At 46.4% G+C, this 18,108-nt stretch carries 12 protein-coding genes and 1 tRNA gene; 8 read left to right on the plus strand and 5 right to left on the minus strand.

Annotated elements, in window-relative coordinates; translation table 11 throughout:
- Positions 1–156: 156 nt before the first annotated feature.
- Positions 157–1,557, minus strand: coding sequence for an asparagine--tRNA ligase (gene asnS, locus AYJ58_RS12385; RefSeq protein ID WP_105252305.1), 1,401 nt, complete (start codon positions 1,555–1,557; stop codon positions 157–159).
- A gap of 150 nt (positions 1,558–1,707) precedes the next feature.
- On the opposite strand from asnS, the gene AYJ58_RS12390 reads away from it, so the two are divergent.
- Positions 1,708–2,043: a hypothetical protein gene (locus AYJ58_RS12390; protein WP_106650359.1), complete on the plus strand. Its 336-nt coding sequence runs from the start codon at positions 1,708–1,710 to the stop codon at positions 2,041–2,043.
- A 43-nt stretch (positions 2,044–2,086) separates the two neighbouring features.
- On the opposite strand, the gene AYJ58_RS12395 is transcribed toward AYJ58_RS12390, so the two are convergent.
- Both AYJ58_RS12395 and pabB read right to left on the minus strand, forming a co-directional pair.
- Positions 2,087–2,674 carry a CoA pyrophosphatase gene (locus AYJ58_RS12395; RefSeq protein ID WP_106650360.1) on the minus strand — a complete coding sequence of 196 codons (588 nt, stop codon included), beginning with the start codon at positions 2,672–2,674 and terminating at the stop codon, positions 2,087–2,089.
- 31 nt (positions 2,675–2,705) lie between these two features.
- Positions 2,706–4,118, minus strand: coding sequence for an aminodeoxychorismate synthase component I (gene pabB, locus AYJ58_RS12400; RefSeq protein ID WP_106650361.1), 1,413 nt, complete (start codon positions 4,116–4,118; stop codon positions 2,706–2,708).
- A gap of 119 nt (positions 4,119–4,237) precedes the next feature.
- Between pabB and AYJ58_RS12405 the strand changes: the two genes are divergently transcribed.
- From AYJ58_RS12405 to AYJ58_RS12420, 4 genes are all read left to right on the plus strand, one after another.
- Positions 4,238–5,782 carry a fumarate hydratase gene (locus tag AYJ58_RS12405; protein ID WP_006081415.1) on the plus strand — a complete coding sequence of 515 codons (1,545 nt, stop codon included), beginning with the start codon at positions 4,238–4,240 and terminating at the stop codon, positions 5,780–5,782.
- Between the two features lie 321 nt (positions 5,783–6,103).
- On the plus strand, positions 6,104–8,155 hold the full coding sequence (locus AYJ58_RS12410; RefSeq protein WP_106650362.1) for a dipeptidyl-peptidase 5: 2,052 nt from the start codon (positions 6,104–6,106) through the stop codon (positions 8,153–8,155).
- Positions 8,156–8,397: 242 nt separating this feature from the next.
- Complete coding sequence (locus AYJ58_RS12415; RefSeq protein WP_106650363.1) at positions 8,398–8,856, plus strand: GNAT family N-acetyltransferase; 459 nt, start codon at positions 8,398–8,400, stop codon at positions 8,854–8,856.
- Positions 8,857–9,018: 162 nt separating this feature from the next.
- Complete coding sequence (locus tag AYJ58_RS12420; protein ID WP_106650364.1) at positions 9,019–9,954, plus strand: M14 family metallopeptidase; 936 nt, start codon at positions 9,019–9,021, stop codon at positions 9,952–9,954.
- Positions 9,955–10,199: 245 nt separating this feature from the next.
- Here AYJ58_RS12420 and adhE read toward each other — a convergent pair whose 3' ends face one another.
- The gene (gene adhE / locus AYJ58_RS12425) at positions 10,200–12,803 is read right to left on the minus strand and encodes a bifunctional acetaldehyde-CoA/alcohol dehydrogenase (protein WP_106650365.1); all 2,604 of its coding nucleotides are present in this window, start codon (positions 12,801–12,803) and stop codon (positions 10,200–10,202) included.
- A gap of 318 nt (positions 12,804–13,121) precedes the next feature.
- Here adhE and AYJ58_RS12430 point away from each other — a divergent pair, with 318 nt between their 5' ends.
- The 3 genes from AYJ58_RS12430 (at position 13,122) to AYJ58_RS12440 (ending at position 16,331) form a co-directional block, all read left to right on the plus strand.
- Positions 13,122–13,754 carry a YchE family NAAT transporter gene (locus AYJ58_RS12430; protein ID WP_006081420.1) on the plus strand — a complete coding sequence of 211 codons (633 nt, stop codon included), beginning with the start codon at positions 13,122–13,124 and terminating at the stop codon, positions 13,752–13,754.
- A gap of 281 nt (positions 13,755–14,035) precedes the next feature.
- Entirely contained in the window at positions 14,036–16,030 is a 1,995-nt protein-coding gene (locus AYJ58_RS12435; RefSeq protein WP_106650366.1) for a methyl-accepting chemotaxis protein, read from the plus strand.
- A gap of 213 nt (positions 16,031–16,243) precedes the next feature.
- Positions 16,244–16,331 (plus strand) — tRNA-Ser (locus AYJ58_RS12440).
- A 564-nt stretch (positions 16,332–16,895) separates the two neighbouring features.
- Here AYJ58_RS12440 and AYJ58_RS12450 read toward each other — a convergent pair.
- The gene (locus AYJ58_RS12450; RefSeq protein WP_106650367.1) at positions 16,896–17,990 is read right to left on the minus strand and encodes an ISAs1 family transposase; all 1,095 of its coding nucleotides are present in this window, start codon (positions 17,988–17,990) and stop codon (positions 16,896–16,898) included.
- Between the last annotated feature and the right edge of the window lie 118 nt (positions 17,991–18,108).

The following is an 18,108-nucleotide window of genomic DNA, read 5'->3' on the forward strand; positions in this document are numbered from 1 at the left end:
GTATTAGCTAAGCATGCTAGCAAAAGCGCAGAAACAAAAAAGGAGCTGAATATTCAGCTCCTTTTCGTTTTGCTAAGGCGCAGTAGCGACGCCTTAGCTTATATTCCAATGTTGAGCTTGTTACTCCAAAGAGCCACAAACCCAAATAAAGGGATATTAGAAGTTCGCAGTGCGCGGTGCACGTGGGAACGGGATCACATCACGAATGTTGTTCACGCCCGTCACGTAAGACACTAAACGCTCAAACCCTAGACCAAAACCTGCATGTGGCACTGTGCCATAACGGCGCATATCACGGTACCACCAGTAATCTTCTTGGTTCAGATCCATTTCGGCTAGACGCATATCTAGCACGTCTAAACGCTCTTCACGTTGAGAGCCACCGATGATCTCACCAATACCTGGGGCTAACACGTCCATCGCGGCAACGGTTTTACCGTCATCGTTTAAGCGCATGTAGAAGGCCTTGATATCTTTCGGATAGTTTTTCACTACCACAGGGGCTTTGAAGTGTTCTTCGGCTAAGTAACGCTCATGCTCAGAAGATAAATCGATGCCCCAAGACACAGGGAACTCGAAGGTTCTGCCACAGTTTTGCAGAATTTCAACCGCATCCGTGTAATCCACTTGAGCAAAATCGCTTGAAACGAAAGATTGCAGACGGTCGATCACTGTCTTATCAACGTGTTGGGCGAAGAAGGTTAAATCGTCCATACGCTCAGTCAATACGGCATTGAACGCGTATTTCAACATAGCTTCGGCAAGGCCTGCGATGTCGTTTAAGTTGGCAAAGGCGACTTCAGGCTCAACCATCCAGAATTCCGCTAAGTGGCGGCTAGTGTTTGAGTTTTCAGCACGGAAAGTCGGGCCAAAGGTATACACTTTTGACAGTGCACAGGCGTAGGTTTCAGCGTTCAACTGGCCAGATACGGTCAGGAAAGCTTCTTTACCGAAGAAATCTTTATCGTAATCGACTTTACCCGCTTCAGTACGCGGCAGGTTTTCCATATCTAAGGTCGATACGCGGAACATCTCACCAGCGCCTTCGCAATCTGATGCTGTGATAAGTGGGGTAGATACCCAAATAAAGCCTTCTTCGTGGTAGAAGCGGTGAATCGCTTGGGATAGACAGTTACGTACGCGAGCAACGGCACCAATAATGTTAGTACGTGGGCGTAAGTGGGCTAATTCGCGTAAATGTTCAATTGAGTGACGCTTAGCGGCCATTGGGTAAGTGTCTGGATCATCAACCCAGCCAGCGACTTCAAGTTCAGTCACTTGCAGCTCAAATGCTTGGCCTGCACCAGGAGATTCCACCACGTCGCCTGTCATCACAACAGAACAACCCGCAGTCAGCTTTAACACTTCGTTGTCGTAATTATCTAAACTATTGGGCACGACACCTTGGATAGGATTAAAGCAAGAGCCGTCGTAAACAGCTAAAAAAGAGATGCCGGCTTTAGAGTCACGACGGGTTCTGACCCAGCCACGCACTGTGACTTTAGAACCGACGGCGTGCTCACCTTTAAATACAGATGCGACAGATGCAATGCTCATTGTTGCTTAATTCTCCAACGAAACGTTTTATATGAAAATTTTGGAGGTTTATATTACCTTGCTGGTGGCTTTTCTCAAGCTGAAAAAGGTATCCTGAGGTTAATAATATCGATATTGAGCGATATAGTGAGTTAAACGGCGGGAGGCGGTATGAGCAAGACTAGAATATTTCAAATTATCCTTGCGGCCTTATCCATTTTAGGCTGGGCAATTGCCGTCTATGCGCTATTAGTGTTTGGTGACGCGAGACCCGATCGCGAAGTTGGCGATTATTTAAGCCGCGGTGCGACATTTAGAGTTCATTGGGATCCACATGAAACCCAGTTATTGCAGTATTTGATTTGGGCCTGTGGCGGCATTAGTTTGGTCAGTTTAGCGTTTAATTTTTATGTCGCCCAGCACAGTCGCATGGGCTATTGGTTTAACATTCCCATGTTGCTGTTAACCTCGATTGTCGCCGGTTTGTATATTCATTTGGTGGTTTAAGCAAGCCAGTTAGCTCGTAGCGGTTTCGCTATGGCAAATGAAGTCAGAGAATATCGGCAGGAATGCTTAACTGGCGGCACAAATGGTCGATAATGGCGGCGGTCGCGCCCCAAATAAAACGTTGTTGATAGGGAATAAAATGCACGCTGTAGTAGCGTCCTTGGCGTAAAAAGCGTTTTTGGTGGCGATGGCTCGGCTCAATAAAAAAGCTTAATGGCACAGTAAAGCAATCTGCAACTTCACCGGGATCGAGTTTCCAATCAAATGCTTGCTTGATAATGCCTACCACGGGGGTGATTTCAAACCCGGTAAAAGTATTGTGTGCAGGAAACGTGCCCACCACCTCGACATTATGCCTTGAGAGTCCAATTTCTTCTTCAGCTTCCCTTAATGCAGCTGCAATAGCATCGACATCATGGGGCTCAATTTTACCGCCGGGGAAACTGATCTGCCCCGGATGGGCGCGAAGGTGCATGGGTCTTTGGGTTAAAATAAGATTGAGCTCACCATTGATATCCTGCAGCGGGATCAACACCGCAGCTTTGCGCAGTCCAAGGTGTGGGAAGGCCGCCGGATCTTGCAGCGCTAAAGGGTGCAGATTAAATCTGAGTCTAAATTCCGCTTGATCCATCGAGGTTTCCGTGACTGTTTAGTTTTAAAGCTTACGGCTTTTGCGGCTCTGCGCCAAGTAAAGGCAAAATTCGGCTGATCTTATCAAAGGTTTCTTGGTACTCGGCATTCACTTCAGAATCCGCCACTATGCCGCCGCCCGCCCAGCAATAGAGTTTCCCCTGCTCAGCCACAATAGTGCGAATAGTGATACTGGTATCCATTTGGCCATCTTGGCTGATATAACCCATAGAGCCACAGTACAGACTGCGCCGTGAAGGTTCGAGTTCTTCGATAATTTCCATGGCGCGGATTTTCGGTGCGCCAGTAATCGAACCGCCTGGGAACGCCGCGCGCAGCAAATCGCTGGCACTGTACTTGGCATCAAGCTTGGCCGTCACTGTACTGACTAAGTGATGTACCGCAGGAAAGCTTTCAATCTCAAACAGATGCGGTACATGGACCGAGCCTGATGCTGCCACTTTGCCGATATCATTACGCAGCAAATCGACAATCATAACATTTTCGGCGCGATCCTTTGGCGAGTTTGCCAGAGTATTGGCGGCCTTAGCGTCAAGCGCGGGATCAACATGGCGCGGCAGCGTGCCTTTAATCGGTTTAGTCTGAATATCGTCATCGCGAAGCTGAATAAAGCGTTCGGGTGAAATCGATAAAATGGCGTTATGTGGCAGACGCATAAAGGCCGAGAAGGGCGCTTTATTGGCATGACGAAGTTGGCAATAGGCCGACCATTCATCGCCTTGATAATGGGCTTCGAATCTTTGGGTTAAATTTATTTGATAGCAATCGCCGCTGTGCAAATAGGCTTGTACCGCCTCAAATTTGGCGGTGTATTGGCTTTTGTCCATCTGTGCCGCCCATGGGCTAGTGAGCATGAATGCAGCTGTATTGGGCTTTTTAGCTATTTTAGCTTGAATTTTATTCAATTCGATATCGAGGGCCGCTTCACCTAAGTAGTGCAGTAAATACCAAGACTGGGCTTGGTAATCATAAACTAATGCCCAGTCGTAAAAACCGATGTTCATCTCTGGCAGTTGTATGTCTTGCTTGGCCGTTATCGGCAGGGATTCAATTCTGCGGCCTAAATCGTAGCTAAAACTGCCCATGGCGCCACCACTAAAGGGCAGAGTGCAATCAAACGGTTCTGAATACCAATGGGTTAATAATGTGTTGAGCAAAGCGAAGGGATCATGGTTTGGTGCTATCGCCTCGGGTAAGCTCAAGTTCGTATCGATGAGAGTGATATCGCTACGCTCGCCCTGAGTGACTAATGTGGCGATGGGATTGGCGCAAATGATGTCGAATCTGGCGTCTTGATGCGGCGCGTTCGCCGAATCTAACAGGATTGCCCATGGGTCATTGGCAAAGTGTTCGAAGAGTGCTGCGGTGCTTAATGTCCAGTCAAGTTGGCGTGATGCAAGCTGTTTTGACGCCCTAATTGCCATCGATTAACCCTATTCAAAATGTGATGTAGCCCAAAAAGATGGGAAAGAGTATCATATTGGCCCAGAAAGAATTAAACAAAAATAAGTTAGGCCGCAAAGGCTGCTGGAGCGCTCCTACTATGTCATCTAACCATGAAATGTCTGTCAATTCTGTGATTAAGCAAGCCGACTTTATTGAAAGTGTGGCGGATGCTTTGCAATACATCTCTTATTACCACCCGAAGGATTTTGTTGATGCCATGAGCCAAGCTTATGAGCGTGAACAAAGTGCGGCGGCGAAGGATGCCATTGCCCAGATATTAATTAACTCGCGTATGTCCGCCGAAGGCAAGCGTCCTCTGTGTCAAGACACTGGGATTGTGACCACCTTCGTTAAAGTGGGTATGGGTGTCCAATGGGACAAAACCGATATGACAATTCAGGAAATGGTCGACGAAGGTGTTCGTCGTGCCTATACCAATCCTGATAACCCACTGCGTGCATCAATAGTGTCAGATCCTGCGGGCAGCCGTAAAAATACCAAAGATAACACGCCATCTGTGGTGCATATCGACATGGTGCCAGGCAACCACATCGAAGTAGCGATTGCGGCCAAAGGCGGCGGCAGTGAAAATAAAGCTAAGATGGTGATGTTAAACCCATCTGATGATATCGCCGCTTGGGTAGAAAAAACGTTACCGACGATGGGTGCAGGCTGGTGTCCACCGGGTATGCTGGGTATCGGCATTGGCGGCACGGCGGAAAAAGCCGCCGTATTAGCTAAAGAAGCGCTGATGGAAAGCGTGGATATCCATGAGTTGATGGCCCGTGGCGCGCAAACGACCGAAGAAAAGCTGCGTTTAGACATTTTTGAGCGCGCGAACAACTTAGGCATAGGTGCCCAAGGTCTTGGCGGTTTAACCACAGTGTTAGACGTTAAAATCAAATCGGCGCCAACCCATGCGGCTTCAAAGCCTGTGGTGATGATCCCCAACTGTGCTGCTACTCGCCACGTACATTTCCATTTAGACGGCTCAGGTCCTGCTGAATTAACGCCGCCATCATTGTCAGATTGGCCAGAAATCACCCGTGAAGTGGGTGATGATGTGCGCCGTGTTAACTTAGATACTGTGACTCAAGCCGATATCGAGCAGTGGCAGAGCGGTGAAACCATTCTGCTGAGCGGTAAAATGCTCACAGGTCGTGATGCGGCCCATAAGCGCATTCAAAGCCTAATCGAAAGTGGTGAAGGTCTGCCAGAAGGCGTGGACTTTACGGGTAAATTTATTTACTACGTTGGCCCCGTTGATCCAGTCGGTACTGAAGTTGTCGGTCCTGCGGGCCCAACTACGGCAACCCGTATGGATAAATTCACTGACTTAATGTTAGAAAAAACAGGCTTGATGGGCATGATAGGTAAAGCTGAGCGCGGCCCTGCGACAGTTGAATCGATCAAAAAACACAAAGCGGTATATCTTATGGCCGTTGGCGGCGCTGCGTATTTAGTGTCAAAAGCGATTAAACATTCTCGCGTCGTGGCCTTTGCCGATTTAGGCATGGAAGCGATTTACGAGTTTGACGTGCAAGATATGCCAGTGACTGTGGCTGTGGATTCAAATGGCGTGAACGCCCATGAAACTGGCCCAGCAATTTGGAAAGTGAATATCGCCAACGCGAAAGCCTAAGTTGGGTGAAGCTAAGGTCTTAGCGGATTGAACTTGATGGCTTTTTAAGCAAAATAGTTCAAGTTTACGCTCTGATATCGGTTGCTTCGGTTATCTGATATCAGTTCCTTAGACAAATCGTTGCGCCACTGACATTTTGTCACAAAAAAATACGCTCAGGTTCGCCATTTGGCTTGCCTGAGCGTTTTTGTTTCGATAGTGTGGCAAGCTTATCTTCAAAAGATACGATCTCAGATCGTTTTTAACATTCGTGTTTGCAGCAATGATGATTATCGAATATTTGCAAGCCTCGAACCTGTTCAACAAAAGACGGACATAACAATGAAAATAGCTCCTCTCCTATTGGCGCTCGGCGCCGCAGGCTTGGCGTTATCAGCCCAAGCGGCCGATCCAACGCCTTTTACTGTGCAACAACTCATTAAACTCAATAAAATGCATTCTGCGACAGTGTCCCACGATGGCACTAAATTAGTTTATGGTCTTAAAACGGTAAACGATAAGGGAGAGGGCAGTTCTGATCTGTATCTATTGGATCTGACTGACACTAAAGCGAAGCCGTTACAACTGACCTCTGCCGCAGGCACTGAGCACGATGTGAGTTTCGCCACTGACGACAAATCAATTTATTTCCTTGCCGGTCGTAGCGGTTCAAGCCAGCTATTCCAACTGCCATTAACGGGCGGTGAAGCGGTTCAAGTTTCTGATTTACCTTTGGATATAGATGGTTACAAACTATCAAACGACGGTAAACAAGTTGTACTCAGCATGCGTGTATTCCCAGAGTGTAAGGATTTAGCCTGCTCAAAGGATAAATTTACCGCTGAATCTGAGCGTAAATCGACGGGGCGCGAATACAAGCAGTTAATGGTCCGCCATTGGGATACGTGGGAAGATCATGCCCGTAGCCACTTATTTGTTGGCGCAGTCAACGGTGAGAAACTGACTAAAGTGGTTGATGTCACCCAAGGTTTAGACACTGAAACGCCGCCAAAACCATTCTCGGGTATGGAAGAAGTGACCTTCACCCCAGACGGTAAATTCGTCGTTTATAGCGCTAAAGCGCCGAGCAAAGATCAAGCTTGGACCACTAACTATGATTTGTGGCAAGTGCCAGTCACGGGCGGCACTGCAACTAACTTAACCAAAGACAATCTCGCATGGGATGCACAGCCAACGTTTTCGAGCGATGGCCGTTATATGGCCTATTTAGCGATGAAGAAACCGGGTTTTGAAGCGGATCGTTACGGCATCATGCTGCGTGACACAACCACTGGCCAAACTAAAGAAGTAGCGCCATTGTGGGATCGTAGCCCAAGCTCACTGATGTTTGCCCCTGACAATCGTACCTTGTATGTCACGGCGCAAGACATAGGCCAAGTGTCTATTTTCCAAGTAAATACCCAATTTGGCGATGTGCGTTCTATCTACAGCGATGGCACAAACAGCTTAATTGCGGTCACTAACGATGAACTGATTTTCGACAGCAAAACCTTAGTTGAGCCAGGCGATCTCTACAGTATCACTACAGATGGCCAAGGGCTTAAGCGTCTGACCGAAGTGAATAAAGACAAGCTAGCCGAGATCAAGTTCGGTAAGTTTGAACAGTTCAGCTTCAAGGGTTGGAATAACGAAGACGTCTACGGTTACTGGATCAAACCGGCTAATTTCCAAGAAGGTAAAAAATACCCGATTGCCTACTTAGTGCATGGTGGACCGCAGGGTTCATTTGGTAATGCCTTCAGCGGTCGATGGAACGCGCAGTTATGGGCGGGTGCAGGCTATGGCGTTGTCATGGTGGATTTCCACGGCTCAACCGGTTACGGTCAAGCCTTTACGGATTCTATCAGCCAAGATTGGGGCGGTAAGCCATTAGAAGATCTGCAAAAAGGCCTAGCGGCAGTGAGCCAACAACAAAAATGGCTCGATCCGCAAAACGCCTGTGCACTTGGCGGTTCTTACGGCGGCTACATGATGAACTGGATCCAAGGTAACTGGAACGATGGTTTCAAGTGTCTTGTTGACCACGCTGGCCTGTTCGACATGCGTTCTATGTACCATGTGACCGAAGAGTTATGGTTCCCTGAGTACGAATTTGGCGGTACTTACTCAGATAACAAAGCCTTATATGAGAAGTTTAACCCAGTGAATTATGTTGAAAACTGGAAAACCCCCATGTTAGTTATTCACGGTGAGAAAGACTTCCGTGTGCCTTATGATCAAGGTTTAGCGGCATTTAGCTTTATGCAGCGTAAAGGTATTCCATCTGAGTTGTTGATTTTCCCAGATGAAAACCACTGGATCTTAAAGCCTGAAAACCTAGAGCAATGGTACGCCAATGTATTCCGTTGGATGGACCGCTGGACTAAGCAGTAACTGCTAGCACAATAACGGACTGTTGAATGACAGACTGTTTAATAACAAACAGTGAATGAGAGTGTAATAAAAGACGTAAGGCTCGCCCTGATAGGGTTATCATCGGCGAGTCGTTTGATGTGATTAACTATTAAAGTGTTTTACGCGAAGCGTCTTTTGTTCAAGCGTCTTAAAAAGCCAGGACTCTGTTCTGGCTTTTTATTGCGTCATGTAATGGATTTATTTTTAATCAAGGAGTTAAGATGAATATTCGAGCCGCAACCTTAGCTGATATCCCTGAAATAAGCGAATTGCTCACTCAGTTAACCCAAGACTTTATCGCTCCAACATGCACTGAAGAGGGCGCTGCAATCTTAGTGAATGCCATGTCGATTGAAGCGATTGGTAGCTACTTTGCTATGGGTTATCAGTATCATGTCGCCATAACGGACTCGGGCCAACTTGCAGGTGTAGTGGGGATGAAGGCGAATAGTCACTTATATCATCTTTTTGTTGCCTCCCATGCGCAGGGACAAGGCGTAGCGCGAATGTTATGGGAACATGCAAAAACTCAATGTTTAGCCCAAGGCAATCCGGGCGTATTTACCGTGAACTCGGCGCTGAATGCACAAGCTGTGTACTTAGGCTTTGGCTTTGTGCCCCTTGGACCCGAGCGAGAGCGCGGCGGGATCCGCGATATTCCCATGCAGTTGACGCTTTGAGTCGGCTGTACTCATTTATCATCCAAACACGAGCACTATCATCCGACTGAATAGCAATTCAACGAAAAAGCTTGAGCGAAAAGAACTTGAACGAACAGAACTTGAATAAAAAGAGCTGGAATAAAAAGAACTTTACCGAATAGAACTAAAAATAGAGGAATTATGGCAAATTTAACATTTTATCCCATCGGCACCGCTGGCGAGAAATGGGGCGAGACTGAAAAAGCCGCATGGCTGGCGAGCACCCAAATCAAGCGTTCATATCAGGATGATGTAGTGACGCCACTCAAGGCGATGGAAGAAGAGCTATCTACGCTTGGGCTTGGCATTGTGCAATATGGCGCCTTATCTATTAATGCTGAGCTTTACCCATTATTTGCGGTAAAAAGCCAACAGTTTGATCCACAAAAGCCAACCGTGCTGGTGACTGGCGGCGTGCATGGTTACGAGACCAGCGGTGTGCATGGCGCATTAGCCTTTTTAACGAATGAAGTGGCGAATTACGTGCAACAGGTGAATTTAGTGATTGCCGTGTGCGTGAGTCCTTGGGGTTACGAGACGATTAATCGCTGGAATCCCAAGGTTATCGATCCGAACCGTTCATTCTATGCCAACAGCCCAGCAGAAGAATCGGCGGCCTTGATGGCTTTAGTTGCTTCAGTTGCGCAAGGTTTTGATGTGCATGTGGATTTGCATGAAACCACAGATTCAGATGAGTTAGAGTTTCGCCCAGCGCTTTGCGCCCGTGATGGCATTGAATATGACAAAGGCACTATCCCAGATGGCTTTTATGCTGTGGGTGATACCGAACATTCAATGGATGCTTTCCAAAAAGCCATTATCGATGGCGTGAGCAAAGTGACGCACATTGCTCCTGCCGACGAGAAAGGTGAGATCATTGGCTCGACTGTGGTGCAGCACGGGGTGATTAACTACCCGCTTAAGTCATTAGGGCTTTGCAGCAGCGTCACGGGTTGTATCTATAACACCACGACAGAAGTGTACCCAGATAGCCCAACAGCCACGCCTGCCGAATGTAATCTGGCGCAGGTTGCGGCCATCACCAGCGCCATCGATTATGTACTGGCGCAGCGTTAGTCGCTGTTTGTTGTGATGACCAGTTTATTGATATTAAGTTTATGGATGATTAGCTTAGTGCTCGTAAGTTGAGCTAGCGGCTAGTGAAGTGATTTTGCGTGCGTGTTGTTAACACATCGATTAAGTCACTCATTAACTGGGTAAACCACGGTGCATCACGCAGTAAAAAGCCCTCATTCGAGGGCTTTTTCATTTATGTCGCGCTACGTTTATTTAGCACGCGCTTAGCATAGTTAGGTGATTACCTAGTTGTTGTCGCTATAGTCGCGGCCATAATAGCTATCGAGGAACAGTTGTTTCAGCTCGTTAATCAAGGGATAACGTGGATTGGCACCGGTACATTGATCATCGAACGCATCTTCGGCTAATTCATCTAACTTGGCGAGGAAGTCGGCTTCGTTGACGCCGGCTTCTTGGATAGAAGCAGGAATGCCAATCGTCTTCTTGAGGTGTGTGATTTTCTCAAGCAATTTTTCGACTTTTTCTTCATCCGTTTTTCCGCCTAGTTTCAAGTGATCTGCGATGGCAGCATAACGGCACAGGGCTTTTGGCCTGTCGTATTGGCTAAAGGCCGCTTGCTTAGTGGGCAGATCCGTTGCGTTAAAGCGTATTACGTTATTGATCAGTAGCGCATTGGCTAAGCCGTGGGCGAGATGGAACTCGGCGCCCAGTTTGTGCGCCATTGAGTGGCAAATCCCGAGGAAAGCGTTAGCAAAGGCGATACCTGCGATGGTAGCGCCATTGTGGACTTTTTCACGGGCGACAGGTGACTGTGAGCCCAAGTTGTACGCATCGGGTAAATATTTGCACAGTAAGTCGAGGGCTTGCAGTGCTTGGCCGTCGCTATATTCGTTTGCCATCACGCTGACATAGGCTTCAAGAGCATGGGTCACCGCATCTATGCCACCAAAGGCGGTGAGAGATTTGGGCATGTCCATCACTAGGTTAGGATCAACAATCGCCATGTTGGGCGTGAGTTGATAATCGGCAATCGGGTATTTTTTACCGGTAATTTCGTCTGTCACTACCGCAAAAGGCGTGACTTCTGAGCCCGTGCCTGAGGTAGTTGGAATAGCCACCATCATGGCTTTGGTGCCCATTTTAGGGAATTTGTAGATACGTTTACGAATGTCCATAAAACGCAGCGCCAAATCGGCAAAATCCACATCGGGATGCTCGTACATCACCCAAATAATCTTAGCCGCATCCATTGGCGAGCCGCCGCCGAGCGCAATAATCACATCGGGTTTAAAGCTTTGGGCCACCTTAGCGCCTTGACAGACTATGGCTAGAGTGGGGTCGGCTTCAACATCGTAAAAGATTTCGGTTTCAAGGCCTTGGGCCTTTAAAATCCGCATAGTTTCGTCGCAATAACCGTGGTTAAACAAAAATCTGTCGGTGATGATCAGCGCGCGTTTTTTATCGCTTAGTTCTTCAAGTGCGATGGGTAAACTGCCGCGGCGGAAATAGATAGATGCAGGAAGCTTGTGCCACAACATGTTTTCGGCCCTCTTAGCGACGGTTTTTTTGTTAATCAGATGACTCGGGCCAACGTTTTCTGAAATCGAGTTGCCGCCCCAAGAACCACAGCCTAACGTCAGCGAAGGCGCTAGTTTGAAGTTGTACAGATCACCAATCCCGCCCTGTGAGGCAGGGGTATTGATCAAGATACGTGCTGTTTTCATTCTAAAACCAAAGGCATGAACACGTTCAGTTTGGGTATCTTGGTCGGTATAAAGCCCTGAAGTGTGGCCAATACCGCCAAGTGCAACTAAAGCTTCAGCTTTATCCATGGCATCGTTAAAGTCGATGGCACGGTACATGCCAAGCAGTGGTGATAATTTTTCATGGGCGAAGGCTTCGCTGTCGCAAATGTCGGTGACTTCACCAATCAGAACCTTAGTCCAGTGCGGCACTTCAAAACCCGCCATTTGCGCGATACTGGCGGCGCTTTGGCCAACGATATCGGCATTCAAACCGCCATTTTTTAAAATGACCTGCTGCATCGCCGCGGTTTCATCCTTCGATAGCATGTAGCCACCGTGAGAGATAAAGCGCTCTTTTACTTGCTCATAAATACTGTCAACCACAATCACAGCTTGTTCTGAGGCACAGACCACGCCGTTATCGAAGGTTTTCGACATGAGAATCGAACTGACTGCGCGTTTGATGTCGGCGGTTTCATCGATAACAATAGGCGTGTTACCCGCACCTACGCCAATCGCGGGTTTACCGGAAGAGTAGGCGGCTTTCACCATGCCAGGGCCACCTGTTGCGAGGATCAAATTGACTTTAGGGTGAGTCATCAATTGATTCGACAGTGCGACGCTAGGCTCATCAATCCAGCCAATAATGTCTTTAGGCGCACCCGCAGCTATTGCAGCATCCAGCACTAACTTTGCCGCAGTTGTGGTTGAAACTTTGGCCCTTGGGTGGGGCGAGAAGATAATCGCGTTACGGGTTTTAAGGCTGATTAAGGCCTTAAATATCGCGGTCGATGTGGGGTTCGTGGTCGGTACTATGCCACAAATGATGCCCACAGGTTCAGCAATAGTGATAGTGCCGAAGGTGACGTCTTCAGATAAAATCCCGCAGGTTTTTTCATCTTTGTATTTGTTATAAATATACTCAGAGGCAAAGTGGTTTTTAATCACTTTGTCTTCAACGACACCCATGCGAGTTTCTACGGCGGCCATTTTCGCCAGCGAGATACGCGCATCGGCAGCGGCAAGGGCCGCTGCGCGGAAAATTTTATCGACTTGCGCTTGGCTGAATGTTGCATACTCGGCTTGTGCTTTGGCCACTCGCTCGACCATGAGATCCAGTTCTTGTGCATTGGTCACTGTCATGATTAATACTCCTAAAAAGATTTAGTGAATCAAGGCATTCACTAAATCCTCTTTATGGTAGAAAATTACACCTAAAGCCGCGTTGAAAGTGTGATATCAACGACAATATCGTGCTTTTATGTAATAAAACTACACTTAGGGTAACTTGTTTGTTTAAAATTGCGCTGAAAATGCATCGGCTTCGATAACTAAATATTATTCGAAGTTGTGATTTAACCTCAAAAATCTCATTTTTCAGTCAATAGCGCTTGAGATACTATACTTGCCCTCAAGCTTATTTTGATGAAGACGGCGTGACACGCACTTAAGGATAGTCCCTTGGAGTTAACTCTTTACGTTAAATTTTTTCTTGGCCTCGTTGCCATCATTAATCCGGTTGGCTTGTTGCCTGTGTTTGTGAGCTTAACGAGCCATCAAACGGAGGCTGAGCGGAATCACACGGGTAAAGTAGCGAACTTTGCGGTTGTGGTGATCCTCTTGGTCACGATTGTGGCGGGGCAGCACATTTTGAATATGTTCAGCATTTCGCTTTCAGCCTTTAGGATCGCGGGTGGCAGCTTGATTGCCATTATTGCGATGTCGATGTTGCAAGGTAAATTAGGCGAAGTGAAACGCAACCAAGAAGAAGACCGCGAATCCTCGGCGATGGAATCTGTGGCGGTTGTGCCTTTGGCTTTGCCACTGATGGCGGGACCTGGTGCTATCAGTTCAGTGATCGTCTTTGCCGCCGAGCATAATTCATTGTCGAATATTATTGCGATGTTCATTACTGTGATAGTGTTTGGTTTAGTGAGTTTTGGCCTGTTTAGAATGGCATCTATCATTTATAAGATCCTCGGCAAAACGGGTATTAACGTGATTACCCGTCTTATGGGGCTATTAATGCTATCCATAGGTATTGAAGTGATTGCGGCAGGTGTTAAGGGATTATTTCCGCAGCTCTTTAGCTAAGTATTACTCCGCAGGATTCATCGTACTTTTATCAATAAACGCACAGGTATTATTCCTGTGCGTTTTTATTTGTACGCTAATTTTTTTGAATTTTATCGGTTTATCCTGAGTGCACTTGATAAGTCAGCGCTTTTTTTCACCTTTAAAGAAAGGCATGAAGTCGAAGTTTATCAGTATATTAGCGACTACTTTTCTACAAACCTTAGTCGTCCTATGCATAATCTTATGCTATACCTAGTGTTCGCTAATTTAGTTAAAAATTCGTTTAAAAGGAAATTTCTATGAAATGGCAATGGATTGGTAATCTCAGTCTAAAACAAAAATTATTAATGGTCGTTTTGCCTCCCTTATTAGCTTGTTTCCTCTGCGGCTCCCTTTACCTCATTGAAAAGTATGAATATAAGCAAGATTTAACCTTAGTGGTGCAATTGAGTGAGTTGGCTGTGACAAACAGTAATTTAGTGCACGAATTACAAAAAGAGCGCGGAATGAGCGCTGGATTTCTTGGCTCTGCGGGAAAAGCCTTTGCCGCGAAAATCCCTGGTCAAAGACAGCTTACGGATACACAGCTGAGTCTCTACCAGCAATTTATCACCCAAAATCAGCTGCCAGCGATATTTGCTCCTAAGCTTAAGGAACTTAATTCACAGTTAGGGCGATTAAATTCAATTCGCTCACAGGTGGACAGTTTAAGTATCAGCGTTGCCGACGAAGTCGCCTATTACACAGAATTAAATAAGATATTACTGGCGATAGTCGATGAAACCGCTAAAACTGGCGCCAACCAAGAAATCGCCATTAAAGCCGCGGCTTTTAGTGCCTTTTTGCAATTGAAGGAGAGGGCGGGGATTGAAAGGGCAGTACTCAGCTCAACCTTTGGTCAAGCCGGATTTAAGCCTAAGGTTTATGCAAAATTTATCACTTTAGTCTCGGAGCAAAATACCTACCAAGAAAGGTTTTTAGCCTTAGCCTCAATGGATTTATCCGCTGCATTTAACCGTTTACAGAGTTCAGCTGCAATGCATGACGTTGAACTGTTACGTCAAATTGCGTTTGAGCAAGATAATCAAAAAATTCAACAACAAAGCCCAGAAGATTGGTTTAGTAAATCAACCGCGCGGATTGAGTTATTACGTGAGTATGAGCAACAGGTCTCAGCTGATTTACTCAAGATCACCCATGAGAGATTATCCTCAGCAAATGAGAAAATGTTCTTAGTGCTCACGACCTTAATCTCAGTATTAGCGATAGTCTTGATACTGAGTTTATCTGTGATCCGCTACTTGCACGACAGTGTGCATCATTTGTATTCGACTATTACACAAGCCCGTAAACATTATGATTTGAGTGTGCGTTTGACTCAAACAAGCTCGGATGAGTTTGGTGAACTTGCCATCGCCTTTAACGACATGATGAGTGATTTTGAAAAGGTTATCCTACATGTGCGTGCTAGCGGCGCGAAGCTACAGCAAGCGGTAGCCCAAATGGACCTTTGTTCCCACGCCATGGAGCAAGATGTGATGGCGGGTCACAGCGAGGCAGAGCAAGTAGCCTCAGCTATGACAGAAATGAGCGCGACAGTGACCGAAATTGCCAGCAATGCCGTACAGGCATCCGAAGCGTCCTCGGCCGCTAATCGTGAGGCAAAGTCAGGTAACATTGAAGTTGGCCGTACAGGTATATCAATTAAGGCTTTGGCAGATGATATTAGTGGTGCATCTCAAGCGATAAATGAATTGGATAAAGAGATCCACGGTATAGTCGTTGTGCTCGATGTGATCAGCAGTATTGCTGAGCAAACCAATCTACTGGCGCTCAATGCTGCGATTGAAGCTGCACGAGCAGGGGAAATGGGCCGCGGTTTTGCCGTTGTCGCTGATGAAGTCCGCAGTTTAGCGCAGCGCTCGCAAACTTCTACTTCCGATATTAAAAATATGACCGACAGATTAAAAACGGGGGCGATCATTGCAGTAAAAGCCATGGAAAGGGGCTTGGCACAGGCAAACAACAGCGTTCATGAAGCTGAGAAAGCGGGTATCGAACTGAAACGCATTGTAGAGCAAGTCGACATCATTGATCGAATGAACGAGCAAATTGCCACAGCAACCCATGAGCAATCGGCGGTATCCGAAGACGTAAATCGTAATGCACTGAAGATCAGTGAGATTTACCTTAATACCCAAAGGATCTCCGATGAGCTTAGGGAGCTGACCAAAGCCCTAACGTTTGACGCAAATTTAATGTCGAAAGAAGTAAACAAATTTACCGTCAATTAACGGCATAAAACGGTGAAAAGATTCAGGAAATGACGCTGGTTTGTTTAGCAATTGTGCAACCGCCTGAAACTGAGTTTTTTTTACTTGACCCCCTTTAGGCTTTTGCGTACAGTACCGCTCCGTTAACGATGAAAGCCTCTCGGCAAGGCTATATAAAATCGCTAGCGATTGTTAAACGTGAAAGATTAACCACGCTAACATAAATCGACATATGGTGAGGTGTCCGAGTGGCCGAAGGAGCACGCCTGGAAAGTGTGTATACGGTAACGTATCGAGGGTTCGACTCCCTCTCTCACCGCCAAATTCTTAAACAAAAACAGCGACTTACGAGTCGCTGTTTTTGTTTTGGGAACTATTTGGGATCCAGATGTGGATTTTAATATAGTTGTTTAGCCTAAAATCTCCCTTCCAATCATTTTTTCCGGTTTTACCTTAGTGATATTCTTTCACTCATTCAGCACTTATCTACCCATCTTAGGCATACATGCAGTTGGTATGTTATCAAGTGTAGGTGTGTAAAAAATCATCTATGTTAGTTCGACAGTTTCTAGAATTATTTGATGGGGTGAAAACAACTGAAATGTTGCTTAGCTAATGTGAAGGGAAGAACAGTTGAAATGTTGAAACCAGCATTGTTCCGGTGATTTTTTAGAACCTTAATAATGCTGGATATTGGCATGCTTATTTTATCTAATGTAAGCAGCTCTATAGTTACCCTTGAGCGGTTGTGAACCGTTCAAAAATAGAATTTATCTTTTGGGATGCGCTATCTCGTTCTACTTTGTTTGGAGATTTATTCCATTTAAGATAGTGTTTCTCTGTTGTTAAGACGCTTGCATGGCCAGGGCAAGAGCGTGAATGTTTTTTAAGCATTTATTATCTTGTCCAAATACGCTGAATTCATTGCGGCTAGGCGTCTCTTGCGCCGTAGACTTAATTTGCTCGGTTCTTTTTTCAGTATATTGACGGTAGCCTGCCGCATTCTTGCTAGATTTTCTGCTCCATCGCCTCGAGATATCTGGCAAGCATCCTCATTCATTGTCACATCCAACACCCAATGAAGCTGATTTTCAACCGCCCAATGACCACGAGCTGCGCTGGCTAACTCTTCGGCCGATAATATCGCGGAACTGATGTAGTAACGTGTCTGCAGCTTTCCTTTACCTTTGTGTACTCGATAGCTAATGACTTTGCCAAACGTTTGTATTGTCGGCCATTTGGTATCAATCAGCTCCTTGGGTGCATCTATGGTTTGGTATTCCCGATATTCTTTTCGGCCACGTTGCGCCTCGATTTGAGTGACGTTTTCTGCTTCCTCAGACTGAGCGGCAAAGGCCTCTTTTACCCGCTGATGCAAAACACTTTGATTGCCTTTGACGGCTAACAGGAAGTCGGCACCTCTGTCTATGATGGTATGCGCAATATCTGCTTGAGTACCCATAGCATCAATGGTGACCAGTGCGCCTTTAATATCCAATAAGGCTAATAACTCAGGAATAGCAGTGATTTCATTAGACTTCGCATCAGTTTTAAGTTGCCCCATCACCACACCATGGGTGACAGAGAAAGCATTCACCATATGAATAGCGGACTGACGCTCTTCTCTGTTATAAGAACCGCGTAAGGTTTTGCCATCAATGGCAATGACTTGGCCTTGAGTCAATTGTTGGGTTGCCTGCATCCATGAAATAAACGCTTGTTGCAACGCTTCTGGATCAACTTTGCTGATAATTCGTGCGATGGTGTCATGAACAGGAATACCGTTGCTGAAATCACCATACTTCTTCAGTAATTCCAAGTGACAATGACCAAAGTCTTCAATATCTTCCCAGCCCTCAGCGCCACCGATGACCGCCACCACGGTTAAGAACAACACATCGAACAAGGGATAAGTCACTTTGGCGGCCTGTCGGTGGTCTTCAATAAGTTCAAAGTGCTTGGTAAGGGAAAGAAGGCTCATGATAGGGTCTCAACAAAAGAGAGTATCAGATCACAACGCCGTTAAATTGAAAAGCCTTACCCATTTGAATGGCTAAAATTTGTTCGCGATCTCACCCTGTCATTAGCCCAAGTCGATA

Source organism: Shewanella sp. Pdp11, from assembly GCF_002838165.1.
GTDB classification, from domain to species: domain Bacteria; phylum Pseudomonadota; class Gammaproteobacteria; order Enterobacterales; family Shewanellaceae; genus Shewanella; species Shewanella hafniensis.

What these genes read in the sequence shown, in the direction of transcription:
- AYJ58_RS12410 (WP_106650362.1), top strand. Translation starts at nt 6,104, where the DNA reads ATGAAAATAGCTCCTCTCCTATTGGCGCTCGGCGCCGCAGGCTTGGCG.
- AYJ58_RS12450 (WP_106650367.1), bottom strand. Translation starts at nt 17,990, where the DNA reads ATGAGCCTTCTTTCCCTTACCAAGCACTTTGAACTTATTGAAGACCAC.
- adhE (WP_106650365.1), bottom strand. Translation starts at nt 12,803, where the DNA reads ATGACAGTGACCAATGCACAAGAACTGGATCTCATGGTCGAGCGAGTG.
- AYJ58_RS12390 (WP_106650359.1), top strand. Translation starts at nt 1,708, where the DNA reads ATGAGCAAGACTAGAATATTTCAAATTATCCTTGCGGCCTTATCCATT.
- AYJ58_RS12405 (WP_006081415.1), top strand. Translation starts at nt 4,238, where the DNA reads ATGTCATCTAACCATGAAATGTCTGTCAATTCTGTGATTAAGCAAGCC.
- AYJ58_RS12415 (WP_106650363.1), top strand. Translation starts at nt 8,398, where the DNA reads ATGAATATTCGAGCCGCAACCTTAGCTGATATCCCTGAAATAAGCGAA.
- AYJ58_RS12435 (WP_106650366.1), top strand. Translation starts at nt 14,036, where the DNA reads ATGAAATGGCAATGGATTGGTAATCTCAGTCTAAAACAAAAATTATTA.
- AYJ58_RS12420 (WP_106650364.1), top strand. Translation starts at nt 9,019, where the DNA reads ATGGCAAATTTAACATTTTATCCCATCGGCACCGCTGGCGAGAAATGG.
- asnS (WP_105252305.1), bottom strand. Translation starts at nt 1,557, where the DNA reads ATGAGCATTGCATCTGTCGCATCTGTATTTAAAGGTGAGCACGCCGTC.
- pabB (WP_106650361.1), bottom strand. Translation starts at nt 4,118, where the DNA reads ATGGCAATTAGGGCGTCAAAACAGCTTGCATCACGCCAACTTGACTGG.
- AYJ58_RS12395 (WP_106650360.1), bottom strand. Translation starts at nt 2,674, where the DNA reads ATGGATCAAGCGGAATTTAGACTCAGATTTAATCTGCACCCTTTAGCG.